Origin of the sequence: Dyella agri, assembly GCF_044904705.1 — a bacterium.
GTDB lineage: Bacteria > Pseudomonadota > Gammaproteobacteria > Xanthomonadales > Rhodanobacteraceae > Rhodanobacter_A > Rhodanobacter_A agri.
The window spans coordinates 489687-506246 of record NZ_JADIKL010000004.1 but is presented as its reverse complement, the minus strand read 5'-3'; the positions used below and the strand labels follow the sequence as shown (position 1 = coordinate 506246).

The 16560-nt window shown below is 67.9% G+C and carries 16 protein-coding genes; 6 read left to right on the top strand and 10 right to left on the bottom strand.

Translation table 11 applies throughout. The features are described 5' to 3' along the window. Positions 1-172 precede the first annotated feature (172 nt). Entirely contained in the window at positions 173-1903 is a 1731-nt protein-coding gene (gene poxB, locus ISP14_RS10055; protein ID WP_404538978.1) for a ubiquinone-dependent pyruvate dehydrogenase, read from the top strand. Between the two features lie 62 nt (positions 1904-1965). Here the strand turns inward: poxB and ISP14_RS10050 are convergent, their stop codons facing one another. After that, positions 1966-3201, bottom strand: coding sequence for an MFS transporter (locus ISP14_RS10050; protein ID WP_404538975.1), 1236 nt, complete (start codon positions 3199-3201; stop codon positions 1966-1968). Positions 3202-3332: 131 nt separating this feature from the next. On the opposite strand from ISP14_RS10050, the gene ISP14_RS10045 reads away from it, so the two are divergent. Beyond that, on the top strand, positions 3333-4160 hold the full coding sequence (locus ISP14_RS10045; RefSeq protein ID WP_404538972.1) for an AraC family transcriptional regulator: 828 nt from the start codon (positions 3333-3335) through the stop codon (positions 4158-4160). 107 nt (positions 4161-4267) lie between these two features. Further along, positions 4268-6412: a polyphosphate kinase 1 gene (gene ppk1, locus ISP14_RS10040; RefSeq protein WP_404538970.1), complete on the top strand. Its 2145-nt coding sequence runs from the start codon at positions 4268-4270 to the stop codon at positions 6410-6412. Positions 6413-6515: 103 nt separating this feature from the next. On the opposite strand, the gene ISP14_RS10035 is transcribed toward ppk1, so the two are convergent. The 3 genes from ISP14_RS10035 to ISP14_RS10025 all read right to left on the bottom strand — a co-directional run bounded on the left by ISP14_RS10035 (position 6516) and on the right by ISP14_RS10025 (position 8228). Continuing rightward, on the bottom strand, positions 6516-7073 hold the full coding sequence (locus ISP14_RS10035) for an NADPH-dependent FMN reductase (RefSeq protein ID WP_404538967.1): 558 nt from the start codon (positions 7071-7073) through the stop codon (positions 6516-6518). 94 nt (positions 7074-7167) lie between these two features. Further along, positions 7168-7734 carry an Ivy family c-type lysozyme inhibitor gene (locus ISP14_RS10030; protein ID WP_404538965.1) on the bottom strand — a complete coding sequence of 189 codons (567 nt, stop codon included), beginning with the start codon at positions 7732-7734 and terminating at the stop codon, positions 7168-7170. Between the two features lie 86 nt (positions 7735-7820). Continuing rightward, entirely contained in the window at positions 7821-8228 is a 408-nt protein-coding gene (locus tag ISP14_RS10025; RefSeq protein WP_404538962.1) for a hypothetical protein, read from the bottom strand. A 164-nt stretch (positions 8229-8392) separates the two neighbouring features. Here ISP14_RS10025 and ISP14_RS10020 point away from each other — a divergent pair, with 164 nt between their 5' ends. Then, entirely contained in the window at positions 8393-9235 is an 843-nt protein-coding gene (locus ISP14_RS10020) for a class I SAM-dependent methyltransferase (RefSeq protein ID WP_404538959.1), read from the top strand. Positions 9236-9244: 9 nt separating this feature from the next. Here the strand turns inward: ISP14_RS10020 and ISP14_RS10015 are convergent, their stop codons facing one another. Beyond that, on the bottom strand, positions 9245-10006 hold the full coding sequence (locus tag ISP14_RS10015) for a GGDEF domain-containing protein (RefSeq protein ID WP_404538956.1): 762 nt from the start codon (positions 10004-10006) through the stop codon (positions 9245-9247). A 686-nt stretch (positions 10007-10692) separates the two neighbouring features. Between ISP14_RS10015 and ISP14_RS10010 the strand changes: the two genes are divergently transcribed. Further along, on the top strand, positions 10693-11211 hold the full coding sequence (locus tag ISP14_RS10010; RefSeq protein ID WP_404538953.1) for a bactofilin family protein: 519 nt from the start codon (positions 10693-10695) through the stop codon (positions 11209-11211). Further along, a complete protein-coding gene (locus tag ISP14_RS10005) occupies positions 11208-11576 on the top strand; it encodes a hypothetical protein (protein ID WP_404538951.1) in 369 nt (122 codons plus the stop codon). Before ISP14_RS10010 ends, ISP14_RS10005 begins: the two co-directional genes overlap by 4 nt. 22 nt (positions 11577-11598) lie before the next feature. On the opposite strand, the gene ISP14_RS10000 is transcribed toward ISP14_RS10005, so the two are convergent. The 5 genes from ISP14_RS10000 to ISP14_RS09980 form a co-directional block, all read right to left on the bottom strand. Further along, complete coding sequence (locus ISP14_RS10000; protein WP_404538949.1) at positions 11599-13098, bottom strand: carboxylesterase/lipase family protein; 1500 nt, start codon at positions 13096-13098, stop codon at positions 11599-11601. A gap of 189 nt (positions 13099-13287) precedes the next feature. Next, positions 13288-13773 (bottom strand): iron chaperone, encoded by a 486-nt coding sequence (locus ISP14_RS09995; protein ID WP_404538946.1) that lies wholly within the window; start codon positions 13771-13773, stop codon positions 13288-13290. A gap of 34 nt (positions 13774-13807) precedes the next feature. Continuing rightward, positions 13808-14251 (bottom strand): VOC family protein, encoded by a 444-nt coding sequence (locus ISP14_RS09990; protein ID WP_404538944.1) that lies wholly within the window; start codon positions 14249-14251, stop codon positions 13808-13810. 1 nt (position 14252) lies between these two features. Beyond that, positions 14253-14696 (bottom strand): helix-turn-helix transcriptional regulator, encoded by a 444-nt coding sequence (locus ISP14_RS09985; RefSeq protein WP_404538941.1) that lies wholly within the window; start codon positions 14694-14696, stop codon positions 14253-14255. 161 nt (positions 14697-14857) lie between these two features. Then, a complete protein-coding gene (locus ISP14_RS09980; protein WP_404539178.1) occupies positions 14858-16432 on the bottom strand; it encodes a M20/M25/M40 family metallo-hydrolase in 1575 nt (524 codons plus the stop codon). Between the last annotated feature and the right edge of the window lie 128 nt (positions 16433-16560).

Here is a 16560-nt window from a genome sequence, read left to right as displayed (position 1 = left end):
GCGGGTCCGAGCAAATTCAATTTCGCCATTGTTCGTTGTTGAAGCGAAGCCCCCCCCGGCAGCTGAAGGACGAGCATGAAGGTGGCCGTGCACGTACCGTGCAGGCCACCCTTCACGCCGCCCGAAGAATCCCCATGACAGCATGGCCGCTCCCCTTCCTCAGGAGCGCGTCATGGCCATCCGCAATGTCGCTGACGTGCTGGTCGAAACCCTGGCCAACGCCGGCGTGCGCCGCATCCATGGCGTGGTCGGCGACAGCCTCAACGGCATCACCGAGTCGCTGCGCCAGCGTCCGGAGATGCGCTGGATCCACTATCGGCACGAGGAGGCTGCGGCGTTCGCTGCCGGCGCCGAAGCGCAGCTCACCGGCCAGCTGGCGGTATGCGCCGGCTCCTGCGGCCCCGGCAATCTGCACCTGATCAACGGCTTGTACGACGCGCAGCGCTCGCGCACGCCGGTGCTGGCGATCGCTGCGCACATACCGTCGGTGGAAATCGGCAGTGGCTACTTCCAGGAAACCCATCCGCAGAACCTGTTCCAGGAATGCAGCCACTATTGCGAACTGGTGAGCAGCCCCAGCCAGATCCATCGCGCCGCCGAGATCGCGGTGCGCACGGCGGTCGCGCAACGCGGCGTGTCCGTGCTGGTGATTCCCGGCGACGTCGCGCTGGCCGAGGCCTCCGGCCCGGTCGCCGATGCCGCCAGCCTGTTGCCGGTGGCGCCCGTGGTGGTGCCTACGCCGGACCAGCTCGACCAGTTGGCCGGGCTGCTGGCCGGTGGTCGCAAGGTCACCTTGTTCTGCGGGCGCGGCTGCGCCGGTGCGCACGACGCGGTGATGCGCCTGGCCGACACGCTGAAGGCGCCGGTGGTGCACGCTTTGGGCGGCAAGGAACACATCGAGTGGGACAACCCCAACGACGTCGGCATGACCGGCCTGATCGGCTTCAGCTCCGGCTACCAGGCGATGATGAATTGCGACACCTTGCTGCTGCTCGGCACCGACTTCCCGTACCGGCAGTTTTTCCCCAGCGATGCGACGATCTGCCAGATCGACCTGCGCGGCGAGAACCTGGGACGCCGCTGCAAGCTCGACCTGGGCTTGGTCGGCGACGTTGGCGCCACCCTCGAGGCACTGCTGCCGCGCCTCAAGCCCGCGCGCGATGACGGCCACCTCAAGGCCAGCCTCGCCCACTACCGCAAGGCGCGCGAAGGGCTGGACGAACTCGCCAGCGGCAAGCCGGGCCAGAAACCCATCCACCCGCAATACGTGGCGAAGGTGGTGGACCAGGTCGCCAGCGAGGACGCGGTGTTTACCTGCGATGTGGGCACGCCCACGATCTGGGCCGCGCGCTACCTGCGCATGAACGGCAAGCGCCGCCTGCTTGGCTCCTTCGTGCACGGCTCGATGGCCAACGCGATGCCGCAGGCCATCGGCGCGCAGACCGCGTTTCCCCAGCGCCAGGTGGTCAGCCTCTCCGGCGACGGCGGCTTCGCGATGCTGATGGGCGACCTGCTCACCCTGATCCAGCACAAGCTGCCGGTGAAGATCGTGGTGTTCAACAACGGCACGCTGGGTTTCGTGGAGCTGGAGATGAAGGCCGCCGGCTTCCTGCCCGTCGGCGTATCGCTGGACAACCCCGACTTCGCCGCCATGGCGCGCGCCGTCGGCATCCATGGCGTGCGTGTGGAGGACCCCGGCGATCTGGAAGGCGCGGTGCGCGAGGCTTTCGCGCATGAGGGTCCCGCCTTGGTCGACGTGCGCACCAACCGCCAGGAACTGTCGATGCCGCCGAAGATCCAGCTCGAACAGGTCAAGGGCTTCAGCCTGTGGGCGCTGCGCACCGTGATGAACGGCCGCGGCGACGAACTGATCGAACTGGCGCGCAGCAACCTGCGCCGCTGAAACCCCAACCCCTCTCCCTCCGGGAGAGGGGTTGGGGTGAGGGTTCGGCTACCGCCGGAACCTCACCCCTTGGCCGGCTTCTCGATATCCGGCAACAAGATCGCGCACACACCGATCAGCGGCAGGAAGGCACACAGCTGATACACGTAGCCGATGCCATCGAGATCGGCCAGCTTGCCCAGCACCGCGGCGCCCAGGCCGCCCATGCCGAAGGCCAGCCCGTAGAACACGCCGGAGATCATGCCGATGCGACCCGGCACCAGCTCCTGCGCGTAGACGATGATGGTGGTGAAGGCCGAGGCCAGCACCAGGCCGATCACCACGCTGAGCACGCCGGTCCAGAACAGATTCGCATGCGGCAGCAGCAGGGTGAACGGCGCCACGCCGAGGATCGAACCCAGGATCACCCACTTGCGCCCGACCTTGTCGCCCAGCGGCCCGCCGATCAGCACCCCCGCCGCCACCGAGGCGAGAAACACGAACAGATGCACCTGCGCGTTCTGCACCGACACGTTGAAGCGGTGCATCAGGTAGAACGTGTAATAGCTGCTGATGCTGGCGATGTAGAAATACTTGGAGAAGATCAGCACCACCAGGATCAGCAGCGAAGCCTTCACCATGCCCGGCGACAGCTCGCGCAACGCCGCGCGGCGGGCGCGCGACTTGCCGTGGGTAGCGTGGTGGCGGGCGTACCAGTGGCCGACCTGCATCAACACCGCGATCGCCAGCAGCGGCGCCAGCGCGAACCACGCCACGCTGCCGCGTCCATAAGGCACGATGATCCACGCCGCCAGCAACGGCCCCAGCGAGGCGCCGAGGTTGCCGCCCACCACGAACACCGACTGCGCCAGCCCCGGGCGGCCGCCCGAAGCCATGCGCGCCACCCGCGACGACTCCGGATGGAAGATCGACGAACCGGTGCCCACCAGCGCCGCCGCCAACAGCAGCACCGGGAAGTTGGGCGCGGTCGCCAGCAGCAGCAGCCCGGCCAACGTGAAGCCCATGCCCGCGGCCAGCGAATACGGCATCGGGCGGCGGTCGGCCGCCATGCCCACCAGCGGCTGCAGCAGCGAAGCGGTGACCTGGTAGGTCAGCGTGATCAGGCCGACCTGGGCGAAGCTGAGGTTGAAACCGCTCTTCAGCAGCGGGTAGATCGCCAGGATCAGCGACTGGATCATGTCGTTGAGCAGGTGCGAGAAGCTGATCGCACCCAGCACAGTGAACTGGGTGCGATCCTCGGCTACCGCGGGCGGGTTGGCGGCAGGGCTCAGTGGAATAGCGTCGACGCGGGTCTGCATGGGGGGACTCGTCGGGGATCTCGGGGGAACGGATCACGACGGCGCGCCTTGCATCCGTCGCTGCGCACACGATAATTCGCCGGATGGCGGCCCGCATGCGCCGCTGGGTCAACTTCTGTCGAAATCGGGCCATGCGACATACCCGCGTTGATGCGTACGAGAATGCCCCGCGCGATGTCGTGGCCACCGGCAACGACTACGCCGCCGGCTACGTGCTGCCTGCGCATGCGCATCAGCGCGGCCAGCTGCTGTACGCGGCCACCGGCGTGGTCAGCGCGGTGACCGACCGCGGCAGTTGGGTGGTGCCGCCGCGGCGCGCGTTGTGGCTACCGCCAGGCGTGCCGCACGAGGTGCACATGAGCGGCGAGGTCTCCACACGCAGCGTCTACGTACGGCGCGAGGCCGCCGACGCCGCGGGCCTGCCCGCGTACTGCCAGGTGATCGAGGTGTCGCCGCTGCTGCACGCGCTGCTGCTGGAAGCGGTGGACCTTCCGCTGGAATACGCGCTGGACGGTCGCGACGGCCGCGTCATGGCGCTGCTGCTGGACGAGATTCGTACCATGCCCGCGCTGCCGCTGAACACGCCGCTGCCCGACGAGCCGCGCCTGCGCCGGCTGTGCCGCGCCCTGCTCGCCGCACCCGCGCTGGAGATCGACGTCGATGCGATGGCGCACAAGGCCGGCATGAGCCGGCGCCACTTCACCCGGCTGTTCCGCCAGCAGACCGGCATGAGCTTCGCCGCGTGGCGCCAGCAAGCCTGCCTGCTCGCCGCACTGACCCGGCTCGGCAGCGGCGAACCAGTCACCACCGTCGCCATCGAGCTGGGCTACGCCAGCGCCAGCGCGTTCAGCGCCGCGTTCCGGCGCACGCTGGGCGCGCCGCCCAGCCGCTACCTGGCGTTGCATGGTCGCGAAGGCGCCTCGGGCCACAGCGCGGCCGGTGTCATTGAACCGTCATGAAACAACGGCACGGTGTCGCCCACGCTCATGCACGGAGCGCATGAGCCGCCGGGGTTACCATGCCCGGAAGGACCGGCGCGGCATGCGCTCCCACGGATTACGCCTCGATGAGTTCACACGCCCCCCGCAAGCCGTCGCCGGCCGCCGCTAGCGCATCCGCAGCCAACGACGCGGTCGCCGCGCCCGACCTCGGCGAACGCCGGCTGTACCTCAACCGCGAGCTGTCGCAGCTGGAGTTCAACATCCGCGTGCTGGACCAGGCGCTGGATCAGCGCACGCCGCTGCTGGAGCGGCTGAAGTTCCTGCTGATCTTCTCGCGCAACATGGACGAGTTCTTCGAGATCCGCGTGGCAGGCCTCAAGGGCCAGATCGCGCTGGACCACGAACTGCTCGGTGCCGACGGCATGGCGCCGCGCCAGACGCTGGCCGAGATCAGCACGATCGCGCACCAGCAGATCGAGCGGCAGTACGCGATCCTCAACGAGCGCATCCTGCCGGAGCTCGCTGCGCACGGTATCCGCATCGCGCGGCGCGACGAGTGGACGCACAAGCAGCGGCAGTGGGTGCGCCGCTACTTCCGCGAGGAGGTGGCGCCGCTGGTGACGCCGATCGGCCTGGACCCCACCCACCCGTTCCCGCTGCTGGTCAACAAGAGCCTCAACTTCATCGTGCAGCTGGACGGCGTGGACGCGTTCGGCCGCGACTCCGGCCTCGCCGTGGTGCCCGCGCCACGCGTACTGCCGCGGCTGATCCGCGTGCCCGACGAGATTGCCGACGGCGGCGATTGCTACGTGCTGCTGTCCTCGATGATCCATGCGCACGCCGAAGAACTGTTCCCCGGCATGAACGTGCTCGGCTGCTATCAGTTCCGGCTGACCCGCAACGCCGACCTCGCGCTCGATCCCGAGGACGTGGAGGACTTGGCGCTGGCGCTGCGCGGCGAGCTGTATTCGCGCCGCTTCGGCAACGCGGTGCGGCTGGAGGTGGCCGACAATTGCCCCAAGGCACTCAGCACGCATCTGCTGAAACAGTTCGGCCTCACCGAGTCGGAGCTGTACGAAGTGAACGGCCCGGTGAACCTGGCGCGGCTGTTCCGCATCGCCAGCAAAGTGAACTACCCCAGGCTGCAGTACAAGCCATTCGTACCCGCGCTGCCGAAGACGCTGAAGCACGCCGAAGATCTGTTCTCGGTGATCGCGAAGCAGGACGTGCTGCTGCTGCACCCCTACGAATCCTTCGTGCCGGTGGTGGATTTGCTGCGTCAGGCCGCGAAGGATCCGCAGGTACTGGCGATCAAGCAGACGCTGTACCGCACCGGCGCGGATTCGGAACTCGTCGACGCCCTGGTCGACGCCGCGCGCGCGGGCAAGGAAGTGACCGCGGTGGTGGAGCTGCGCGCACGCTTCGACGAGGAATCCAACCTCACGCTCGCCTCGCGCCTGCAGCAAGCCGGCGCGATGGTGATCTACGGCGTGGTCGGCATCAAGACCCACGCCAAGCTGATGCTGATCCAGCGCCGCGAAGGCAGCGAGCTGGTGCGCTACGCGCACCTCGGTACCGGCAATTACCACGCAGGCAACGCGCGGCTGTACACCGACTACAGCCTGCTTACTTCCGACGAAGTGCTGTGCGAGGACGTGCACAAGCTGTTCAGCCAGCTCACCGGCATGGGCAAGATGCTGCGCCTGCGCAAGCTGCTGCAGGCGCCGTTCACGCTGAAACAAGGCCTGCTCGACCTGATCGCGCAGGAGGCGGCGAACGCCGCGGCAGGCAAGGACGCGCGCATCCTCATCAAGATCAACGCGCTCACCGACCCCAAGATGATCCGCGCGCTGTACAAGGCCAGCATCGCCGGCGTGCGCATCGACCTGATCGTGCGCGGCATGTGCTGTCTGCGCCCGGGCGTGCCCGGCGTGTCGGAGAACATCCGCGTGCGCTCGGTGATCGGCCGTTTCCTGGAACACAGCCGCGCGTACTGGTTTGCCAACGATGGCGAGCCGCGGCTGTACCTCTCCAGCGCCGACCTGATGGAACGCAACCTGGACCGCCGTGTGGAATGTGCGTTCCCGATCGAGGGCAAGAAGCTGCAGCAGCGCGTCTTCAGCGCGCTGGAGCTCTACCTGGCCGACAACGTCGGCTCCACCGAACTGCAGGCCGACGGCAGCTACCGCCCGGTGACGCGCGCACCCGACGAGGCGGTGCGCGACGCGCAGCAGCAATTGCTGGAGAAGTTCTGCGGCACGGAAGCCTGAGCGCTCTCTCAGCCTGCCGCGCGCAAGAGCGCATCCTGTACGCGAATGCTTTTGATCGAACGTCAGCAAGAGCGTTCGCGCACAGGATGCGCTACAACGCGGCTTATTTCAGGTGCTGCTTCACCCAGGCCACGTAACGGTCCACGAAGCCCTGCAGAAACTGCTGCGTGCCCTCGTTGGCGACGTGGCCCTCGGCGTCGATCAGGCCATCGTCCCTGAACTGCACGTACACCTCCGGCTGCGCCAGCGTCGCCACGTCGAGATAGGCCAACACGTTGCGCAGGTGCTGCTGCGCCAACGCGCTGCCGGTGGCGCCGATCGAGGCGCCGATCACCGCCCCCGCCTTGCCGGCAAACGAGTTCGTGCCCCAGGGCCGCGAGGCGACGTCGAGCGCGTTCTTCAGCACGCCCGGTATCCCGCGGTTGTACTCCGGCGTGACGAACAGCAGTGCGTCGGCCGCCTCGATCTCGCGCTTCAGGCGCCTGGCCTCGGCGGGATAGTCGGCGTCGAAGTCCTGGTCGTACAGCGGCAGGTTGTCGATGCGGATGTACTCGAAGGCGAATTCTTTCGGCGCCAGCCGCTCTACCGCGTGCGCCAGCCGCTTGTTGATCGACGCCTTGCGCAGGCTGCCCACCAGTAACGCCACCTTGATCGTGCTCATGCAGAAATCTCCCACGGGGAATGCGCGCCGCGCGGCTGCGGCGCATCCGATTCATTGGACACGCCGCGCGATCAAGCCGGCGTGATGCGCGGCGTCAACGCGCGTACAGCGCGGCGCGCAGCAGCTTGCGCCGGTCCGGATCCGGCGCGCCCAGCCAGCTGAGCCGGTCCTGCGAACTGTCAGCCGGATCGACCGCCGGCGGCAGGTTCTCGGGGCGTTGCGCGAACAGTCCCCACATGGCGTGGCCTTGCGCGTCGTACAGCAGGGCCACGCGCTCGGTCGGGCAATCGTGCGGCTTGCACGCCGTCGCCAGCAGCATGGACTTGCCGTCCAGCTGCACGGTCTGCACCGGCGTCGCCGTGCCGCCCGTGCGCACCCAGGCCGGCAAGGCCTGCGCCTCGGGCAGCGCACCCAGTGCCTGCACGAAATCGGGCCGCTGCAGCAGGTCGAACAGGTAGATCGGCACCGCAACCGGTTTTTCCACCGTGGCCGCAGCGACGACGCCGGCCGTCGTCATCGCGCCGGGCGGCGGTGCCTGCGTGGTCGGCACCACGGGGGAAGACACGGAGGATGCCGGCGCCGCCGGTTCCTGCGACCCTTGCGAACAGGCCACGCAGGCCAACGCCGCCGCCCAGGCGCACGCGAGCATGGAAAACTTCATCGCCGGCCTCCTCGTCATGCGGTACGAGGCTTCAAGCTAGCAAGACACGATGCAACAGGCGCTGACACTCGATGGGCGGCGCGCCGTCACTTCGCCTGCAAGGCATCCATGGCTTTCTTCGCATCGGCATGCGCGGCATCCAGCGTATTCGCCTTCAGCCCCTGCTCGGCCTGGCTCAACGCCATGTGCAGGCGGCCCTCGACGGCGCTGTCGCCTTTCGCATCGACGATGGCACCCTGGCCCATGCCCTTGCAGGGATCCTCCGCCGTGGCATCGAAACCCTTGCCCGCGGGACCGACCAGGCAATTCACCACATGGTGCAGGTGCGCATGCGCCGTGGCCAGGTCTGCCGCACCCAGCGCCATGCCGGCGTGCGCACCGGCGGTGGCGATCTGTTTCGATGCGGCACCGCTCGCATCCGCCGCCTGCGCGGCGACCGGCAAGGCGAGCGCCAGCAGCAAGGCCGGCAACCCACGCGTGAAACACTTCGTCATGGCACGACTCCCGAACGGCGCGGCCCCGGCCGCAGTCGCCCGACTATGCCTCCGTCTTCGTGAGGAAAACGGAACGATGTCGCTACCGGCGCCACATCCGTCATGATTCGCCATTCGCCGGAACCGCTTTGCACCACCGCACCGGCGCCCCAGGAGACTTCTTCGTGACGCATTACGCCGGCCCCTTGCTTACCCGCCCCACTGCCGAGGCCTTGCTCGCCGCGCGCGATGCCGGTGCCGCCGGGTGGACGGGTTCGCTGGACCTGGGCCGATCCACCGGCACCGCGCAGCTGCAGGCCGACGCCTGGCAATGGCGCGGCGAACGCTACCCCTACCCGCCCCTGCCAAAGGATCGCAGCATCCATTACTGGGACGGCGAGGCGTTCGCGCCGGCGGCGCGCTTCTCCGGCGCGCTGATCAAACTGGTGCCCACCGAATGGGACGTGCCCACCTTCGAGATCGACGGCATCAAGATGCTGCCCACTTCGAAGACGTCGCCGCTGGACGACGCACGCCGCAAGGTCGCGCTGGTCGAACCGCGCGGCAAAGCGGTGCTGGATACCTGCGGCGGCATGGGCTACTTCGCCGCCTGCTGCCTGGACGCTGGCGCAGCGCGCATCCATTCCTTCGAGAAGAATCCGGACGTGCTGTGGCTGCGCACGCTCAACCCATGGTCGCCCGACCCGGACGCGCCGGAACATGGCGGTCGCCTCTCGCTGCGGCATGCCGACGTGTCGCAGGCTATCGCGCAACTCGCGGATGCTTCGGTGGACGCGCTGCTGCACGACCCGCCGCGCTTCGGCATCGCCGGCGAGCTGTACTCGCTGGCGTTCTACGAACAGCTCGCCCGCGTGCTGCGCCGGGGCGGCCGCCTGTTCCACTACACCGGCAGCCCGAACAAGCTGACCAGCGGCCGCGACGTGCCGCGCGAGGTGGCGCGGCGACTGCAAGAGGCTGGCTTCAAATCAGAACTGGCACTGGATGGAGTGCTTGCGATCCGGCGCTGAGCGCGCTCATTACAGGTGCCGGCGCACGGCGTCCGGCATCGGCAACGCTTCGTCGCTGGCGTCGGCGACCACCTGATTGCGGCCGCGGCGCTTGGCCGCGTACAGCGCCGCGTCGGCGCGCGCGAACAGTTCGTCCGCGTCGTAGCCACGCTGCGGATCGGCCTGCGCCACGCCAAGGCTCAGCGTGAGATCGGGAATCGGCGGCTCCGCCTGAGGCGCACGGGCAGCCACGGCGGTACGCAGGGCGTCGGCCAGCGCCGTGGCCTGGGTCGTGTCCTGTCCACCGCAGGCGATCATGAATTCGTCGCCGCCGAAACGGCCGAACAAGTCGTCGCTCACCAGGTGTTCGCGCGCCACCCCCACCACCAGCGCCAATGCCGCGTCACCCGCCTGGTGACCGTAGCGGTCGTTGATCTGCTTGAAGTGGTCGAGGTCGAACACGATCAGGCACAGCGGCTGGTTGTATTTCGACAGATGGTCGATGCGTGCGCGCAGCTCCCCGGCGAAAGCATGCCGGTTGAGCGTGCCGGTGAGCGGGTCGTGCATGGACAGGTACTGCAGTTGTTCCGACCTGCGCTGCAGGTGGCTGTGTGCGGATTTCAGGAAGCGCTGCTGGCGCGTCAGCTGTTCGGTCTGCTGCCCCAGCTGCCGGGCGCGGCGCAGCGACGCCCACCAGGCCAGCAGCACGACACCCAGTACCGGCAGCAGCAGCCAGGCCAGCGAATGCCTTTGCGATGGCGGTACGGCGACGGCATCGGGCGTCGAGGACACGGGTACGCTCGACGGCGCGGCGCTCGATGATGCAGCTTGCGTGGCGGGCAGCGTCGCAGACGTTGCTGCAAGCGGCGCAGGGGCCGCAGTGCTTCCCACCGCTACGATCGGGTCCGCACGCGTAGGAGCGGGCGCCACCTGCGCAGGAGCGGGTAGCAAGGCCGGCGCCGCAGCGGGCGCCTCCGCTTCGACCCTTGGCGATGGCGGCGGGGGCGGGGGCGGCACCCATCCCGGCGCGCCACGCGGCGGCGGCCCTTGCGGCGGCGGGTGCGCGCCGGGCGGTGGCGGGCGGAACTGCGGGTCGCCTGCGACAGGAGGCTGTTGCGCAAAGGCAGGCTGAATCACCCACCATGCCAACGCCAACATCGCCAGCACGCAGCCGGTCCTGAAAGTCGCCACGACCACCCCCTGTCAGATGGCGCACTCTACCCGAACGCGGCTGGCTTCAACTGCCCCCTGGCGCTTGTCATCGGAATCGCTGCAGCCCTGCGAGGCGACACATCGCTTAAGTACGCAGGAACTCGCGCGGAGCCATCGAAGGTAGGAAGACTGCCATGGAAACGCAGGTTTTGGCGTTTATCGGCCTATCCGTGCTCCAAGCCGTGAACCCGAGCTGTCTGCACCGGTTTCCATCCCAGCCGCCCGGGGGTACGCTCGACCTCCCCCTGAGTGAGCGGAGCCCCGCCATGGCCTTGTGGAAAGAAACCGCCAAGTCCCCTACCGCTGCAGTGCCCGAAGCCACGGAACAGGCCCGTTTCGACATTCCTGAAGCCAAGCCGGAAGCGGCGGCGCCGGTACAGCCGGTCTCCCGTCCCACGCCCGTGGCCGTACCGGGCAAGCCCAAGGCCGAGTCGCTGATCGCGCCCGACATCACCATTGAGGGCAAGATCGAGGGCGCCGGCCACGTGCGCATCGCCGGCAACTTCAAGGGCGACATCAGCGTGCGCGGGGACCTCACCATCGAACCCGGCGCCAAGGTGACCGGCAGCGTACGCGCGGAGAAGGTCACCATCGCAGGCGAGCTGGTGGGCAACATCGAATCCGCGGCACACGTGGAATTGCTGCAGAGCGGCGCGCTGACCGGCGATCTGAAGGCCGGTTCACTCAGCGTGGCCGCCGGCTCGCGCATGCGCGGCCAGGCCGAGTTCGGCTGGGATGACAACGCCGCACGTACGAGCGACAGGCACAACGGCACAAGTTCGTGAGCGCCGCAGCGTCAGGCACGGCCGGGGCGACGCGCACCTGCCCGCACTGCCGGGAGACCATCCTCGAAAGTGCGAGCGTGTGCCCGGCCTGCCGCCACAAGCTGCGCTTCAGCGAACCGACCAGCGGCGCCCGCGCAGCGCCGGCGGCGTCTGTGCCGCTGCGCGTGGAAGGCAGCTTCCGCAATCCCGACAGCGGCGCGTGGGAGTATTCGATGGTGCTGACCATCCGCAACGAACGCGGCGAGGAGATCGCGCGCAAGCTGGTGGGCGTCGGCGCCATGCAGCCGGACGAGCGGCGCACCTTCACCCTCAGCGTCGAGATGCAGGCCGCCAGCGCAGCCGGCAAGCGCACACGGCCCTACTGACGCGAAGGCCGCTTTCGGCGCTTCAGAGATGTGCGTCGGGCTCGAAGCGCTGCAGGAATTCGTAGCGCGCCGCGTTTCGGTCGATGAAGGTATGCGTCTCCGCGCCGATCACCTGGCGCAGCACGCCATCGTCCTTGTCCGCGGCGGCCGGCCAGTGCGGCAGGCCCGCCCCGTTGGGATCGCCGGTCTTGATGAAGTTGGCCCAGTAGCCTTCCATCACCACCGAGACGCGCTGGTCGGTAGCGGTCCACGCATAGACACGGTTACCGGCAAGGTCGCCCAGCGCGTATTCGATCTCGCCACTGTGCACCGCGCCGGCATCCGGGCCGGCACTGCCGTCGCGCTTCGCCGGGCGCGGCTGGTCGAAGTAGTAGTAATACACCGGCGCCTTGCCGGTCTTGCGCTGCCAGTCCATCCAGCGCCGGGTGGCGAAGGCGATGAACTGGTCGCCTTCCAGCGCGGTGCCAGAAGTTTTCACTTCCGCCTCGTCGCCGCCCGGATAAAGCTTGAGCGCCTCGTCCGCATGCGTGCCGAACACCCGCTGCACCGCGGCGCGATAGTTCGCCGGCGTGGGCGCTTGCTTGCCGAGCAGGTACGGGTAGTAACCCTCCTGTGAGTTCGAACCCAGCAGCAGCGGGATGTGCGCCTGCGCACCGGCCGCGTAGATGGCCTCGGGCGGGCGCGGCAGAAAATACCCGTCGAGGATGGGACCGAACTCGGGCACGCCTTTGTCGCCGCAGGCCTTGAGCAGAACGTCCGCTTTCATCGCGCGCAGCTCCGTCAGCGAATGCGCGCCGACATGCTGCATATAGGCCTGGCCCTGCTGTTCGGCCAGCACCAGCGGCCCCGGTTTGAGATTGCCGAGTACCGCGCCGCTCTCGCCGATGGCACGCTGCATCAGCCCTTTTGACAGCGGTGAGGCCATCAGCGCCGACACCGACATGGCGCCGGCCGATTCGCCACCGATGGTGACCTGGGCCGGATCGCCGCCGAACGCCGCGATATTGCGCTGGACCCAGCGCAGCGCGGCGACCTGGTCGAGCAAGCCGTAGTTGCCGCTGGCATGCGCCGGGGATTCGCCGGTCAGGGCCGGCATGGCAAGGAAGCCGAACACGTCCAGCCGGTAGTTCACGGTCACCGTGACGATGCCGTGCCGCGCCAGACTGGCGCCGTCGTAGCGCGGCTCCGAACCATCGCCGCCCAGGAAGCCGCCGCCGTAGAAATACACCAGCACCGGCAACTTGCCGGCCGTGGCGTGCGCCGGCTTCCATACGTTGAGGTAGAGGCAGTCTTCGCTCATGCCGGCGGAGCGGAACACCATGTCGCCGAACAGCGGCCGCTGCATGCAGCGCGGGCCGAAATGCTCGGCGCTGCGCGCGCCGTTCCACGCAGCCGCGGGCTGCGGCGGCTTCCAGCGTAGTGCGCCGACGGGCGGCGCGGCATACGGAATGCCCTTGAACTCATCGAGGCCCGTCTGGGCATCGTGGATACCCGACAGCGTACCGCTGTCTACGTGCGTCACAGGCGCCGAATCGGCAGCCGCGGCCCACGGAGCGGATGACGCGAGCGCCAGCCCCAGCAGGACGCGGCACGAACGTGGAAGAGCCGTATGCATGGCGAGTGGCCTCATCGGTGAGCGGAGCGCCATCTTAGGAGACCGGTGAGCGGGCGGGAAAACATCCCGCCCGCTCACCGATCCAAAATGGATGGCTCAGCCCAAGGCCTTCTTCAACAACACGGCGATGCGCTTCTCCACATCGGCGTTCATCGTCGTTAGCGCAAACGCGGTCGGCCACATGGCACCGTCGTCGAGCATGGCCTTGTCGTTGAAGCCGAAGGTGGCGTAACGGTCCTTGAACTTCTGCGCGTCCTTGAAGAAACAGACCACCTTGTCGTCCTTGCTGTACGCCGGCATGCCGTACCAGGTCCTCGGCACCAGCACCGGGGCATGGGCCTTGACGAGGGCATGCACCCGCGCGGCAATGACGCGATCGGACTCCGGCATCGCGGCGATCGCCGCCAGCACTTCGCGCTCGCCGTCCTCCCGGGTTCTGTCCGCGCGTGCCTGCGCCTTCAGCTCCTGGGCGTAGGCCTTCATCGCGGCCTTCTCGTCGTCGCTGAAGCCGGTTTTTTTGTCGGGCGACGCGGTGGTCTTGGCTGGGGTCTTCTTTGCGGCTTTCTTGGCAACCGGGCTCATCGGAAACTCCTCGCAAAATTCGATCTGGAAAAGTTCAGCGCCGTTCCTGCACGCGCAGCAGGTTGCCGGCCGGGTCGCGGATGGCGCAGTCGCGCACGCCGTACGGCTGCATGGTCGGCTCCTCGACGATCTCGGCGCCGCTGGCCTGGATGCGCTCGAAGCTGGCGTCGAGGTCCGGGGTCGCCAGCAGCATGATCGCGTAGGTACCCTTGGCCATCATCTCGGCGATGGTGCGCTTCTCGTCGTCGGTGATGCCGGGGCTGGCCTGCGGCGGATACAGCACGATGGCGGTGCCGGGCTGGCCGACCGGGCCGACGGTGATCCAGCGCATGCCGCCGTAGCCGACGTCGTTGCGCACTTCGAAGCCAAGGGTGTCGCGGTAGAACGCCAGCGAGGCATCGGGGTCGTTGTGCGGGAGAAAGCTGGCGTGGATGTTGATGTCCATGACGGTGTCGCTCGGTGTGGAAGGTGTCGCCATCCTAGGTTTCTTCCGTGGCCGGCGCTTCTCGATTTCTGATCGGTCGCGTCACCTGGCGCGCCACGCACGACGGCATGCCTGCGGTCGCCAGCGCCGCCTCGCGCCGGTAAACGCTGGGCGACTGGCCAACCAATTCGGTGAAACGGGTGCTGAAGGTACCCAGCGAGGCGCAGCCCACCGTGTAGCAGACCTCGGTGACACTGAGGTCGCCGCGACGCAGCAGCGCCATCGCACGCTCGATCCGTCGCGTCATAAGGTAGCTGTAGGGCGACTCGCCGAAGGCGAGCTTGAACTGGCGGCTGAGGTGGCCGGCCGACATGCCGATGGTGTCCGCCAGGGATTCGACGTCCAGCGGCTGGGCGTATTCGCGATCGATGCGGTCACGCACGCGGCGCAGGCGGGCGAGGTCGCGCAGATGCGTTGCCGGGGGAGAGGCGCTGCTCATCGGTGGGATCGTCCCACGCCAGCTGGCGGGCCTCAAGCGGCGAGGCTCGCTTCTTTATCTCTGCGGGAGAGAGTGGTGCGCAGCGCCGGCGCGAACACGCTTCGCCCGTACCCTCTCCTTCCTCCCAACCCCTCTCCCATGGGGAGAGGGGCGTCGTGCCATCAGTCCTGCGCCAGCGACTTGCGCGGCAACTTCTCTTCGCGCTGCGCGGCCTGCCAGGCGAAGAAGGCCACGATGGCGGCGGCCTGCTTCAGATCATCCGCGGAGGCGTGGTCCAACGTATCCAGGTTGCTGTGGTGGACGTTGGTGGAGTAGTCCAGCTTGTCCTGGATGAACTGGAAGCCCGGCAGGCCCACGGCGTCGAAAGAAACGTGGTCGGTGCTGCCGGTGTTGCGGCTGGTCACGGTGGTGGCGCCGACGTCGTGGAACGGTTCCAGCCAGGCCTTGAAGATCGGCATCACCGCGGTGTTCTCCTGGGCATAGATGCCGCGGAAGCGGCCCGAACCGTTATCCATGTTGAAGTAGGCCGCGAAACGCTCGTATTCGGCTTTCTTCTGCAGCGTGCCGGTGGGTTCGCGCAGGAAGGCGGGCAGCGCCTGCTGCGCGGGATCGGTGGGCTCCGGATACGCCGCGAAATGCTTCGCCACATAGGCGCGCGAGCCGATCAAGCCCTGCTCCTCGCCGCTCCACAGCCCCACGCGGATGGTGCGCTTCGGCTTCGCGCCCACCGCCTTGAGGATGCGCATGGCCTCCATCATCACCGCCACGCCGGCGCCGTTGTCGGAAGCGCCGGTGCCGGTGTGCCAGGAATCCATGTGCGCGCCCAGCATCACGATCTCATTCGCCTTGCCGCCGCTGCCGGGAATCTCGGCAAGGGTGTTGTAGCCGGGCCGGTTGCTGTCGTCGGTGAAGCGCGCCTTGACGTCCACGCGCAGCTTCACTGTCTCCTTGCGCTCCAGCGCGCGTACCAGCGGGTTGTAGTGCTCAGCCATCATCACCAGTTCCGGCACGCCCACGGACTCGCCGGCGCGGCGCGAACCGCCGCCGCCAGCGCGGATGATGCCGTTGTCCCAGCCGCTGATGCCGATCGTGGCCAGCGCGCCTTCGGCGACAAAGAACGCGTTGACCGTGCGCGTCAGCTCCTGGCGCTCGGCGTAACGCTTGATGAGGGCGGCGCGATCGCGGGTCGCGCCCTTGGGCAGGTCGAGGCGCTGCAGCTCGGTGAGTTGGTCTTCGTCGTAGCGCTGCCAGTCGGCCTCGGTGCCGGGCTTGTACTCGCGCGCATCGTCCAGCAGCAGGATCCTGCCCTTGAGCTTGCCCTTGTACTGGTCGAGGTCCTTGCGGCTCTTGATGCTTACCCGCATCACCTCGCCCTCGACCGGGCCGTCTGTGCCGGGCGTCCACGCCTTGGGCAGCGCATACAGCGGCGCGCTGCGGGGGGCGAGCATGTCCACGCTGGCCTCGCTGAACTCCCAGCCGCGGCCGAAATCGTCGAAGGCCTCGTCGTGCGCATTGGCCAGGCCCCACTTGCCGAACTGTTCGCGCGTCCACGCATTCGCCTTGGCCATCTGCGGCGAGTTGGTGAGACGCGGGCCGATGTCCTCGGTGAGGTGGCCGAGGATGTCCATCACCTGCGAATGGTGAAAGGCCTCCTGCCGGATACGGCTGGCCATCTCCTGATCTACCGGCTCCTGGGCCAGAGCCAGGCCGCTGAAACCCAGGCACAACATCAACATGCAACGCTTGATCACGGTTTTCCCCTGAGCGATTCCACGCAAGAACTTTCGAATCTAGCGCTCCGCACGATCGCGCTCATGGGCCTTTGGTCATGGTGAGCGTGTGATCGCGCCCTGCCCGCTAGCTC

Bases quoted from the DNA above. Each gene is read 5' to 3' on its own strand.
- ISP14_RS09995 (WP_404538946.1), bottom strand. From the start codon at position 13,773: ATGAGCCCGGTTGCCAAGAAAGCCGCAAAGAAGACCCCAGCCAAGACC.
- ISP14_RS10025 (WP_404538962.1), bottom strand. From the start codon at position 8,228: ATGACGAAGTGTTTCACGCGTGGGTTGCCGGCCTTGCTGCTGGCGCTC.
- ISP14_RS10030 (WP_404538965.1), bottom strand. From the start codon at position 7,734: ATGAAGTTTTCCATGCTCGCGTGCGCCTGGGCGGCGGCGTTGGCCTGC.
- ISP14_RS09985 (WP_404538941.1), bottom strand. From the start codon at position 14,696: ATGAGCAGCGCCTCTCCCCCGGCAACGCATCTGCGCGACCTCGCCCGC.
- ISP14_RS10035 (WP_404538967.1), bottom strand. From the start codon at position 7,073: ATGAGCACGATCAAGGTGGCGTTACTGGTGGGCAGCCTGCGCAAGGCG.
- poxB (WP_404538978.1), top strand. From the start codon at position 173: ATGGCCATCCGCAATGTCGCTGACGTGCTGGTCGAAACCCTGGCCAAC.
- ISP14_RS10050 (WP_404538975.1), bottom strand. From the start codon at position 3,201: ATGCAGACCCGCGTCGACGCTATTCCACTGAGCCCTGCCGCCAACCCG.
- ppk1 (WP_404538970.1), top strand. From the start codon at position 4,268: ATGAGTTCACACGCCCCCCGCAAGCCGTCGCCGGCCGCCGCTAGCGCA.
- ISP14_RS09990 (WP_404538944.1), bottom strand. From the start codon at position 14,251: ATGGCGACACCTTCCACACCGAGCGACACCGTCATGGACATCAACATC.
- ISP14_RS10010 (WP_404538953.1), top strand. From the start codon at position 10,693: ATGGCCTTGTGGAAAGAAACCGCCAAGTCCCCTACCGCTGCAGTGCCC.
- ISP14_RS09980 (WP_404539178.1), bottom strand. From the start codon at position 16,432: ATGTTGATGTTGTGCCTGGGTTTCAGCGGCCTGGCTCTGGCCCAGGAG.
- ISP14_RS10045 (WP_404538972.1), top strand. From the start codon at position 3,333: ATGCGACATACCCGCGTTGATGCGTACGAGAATGCCCCGCGCGATGTC.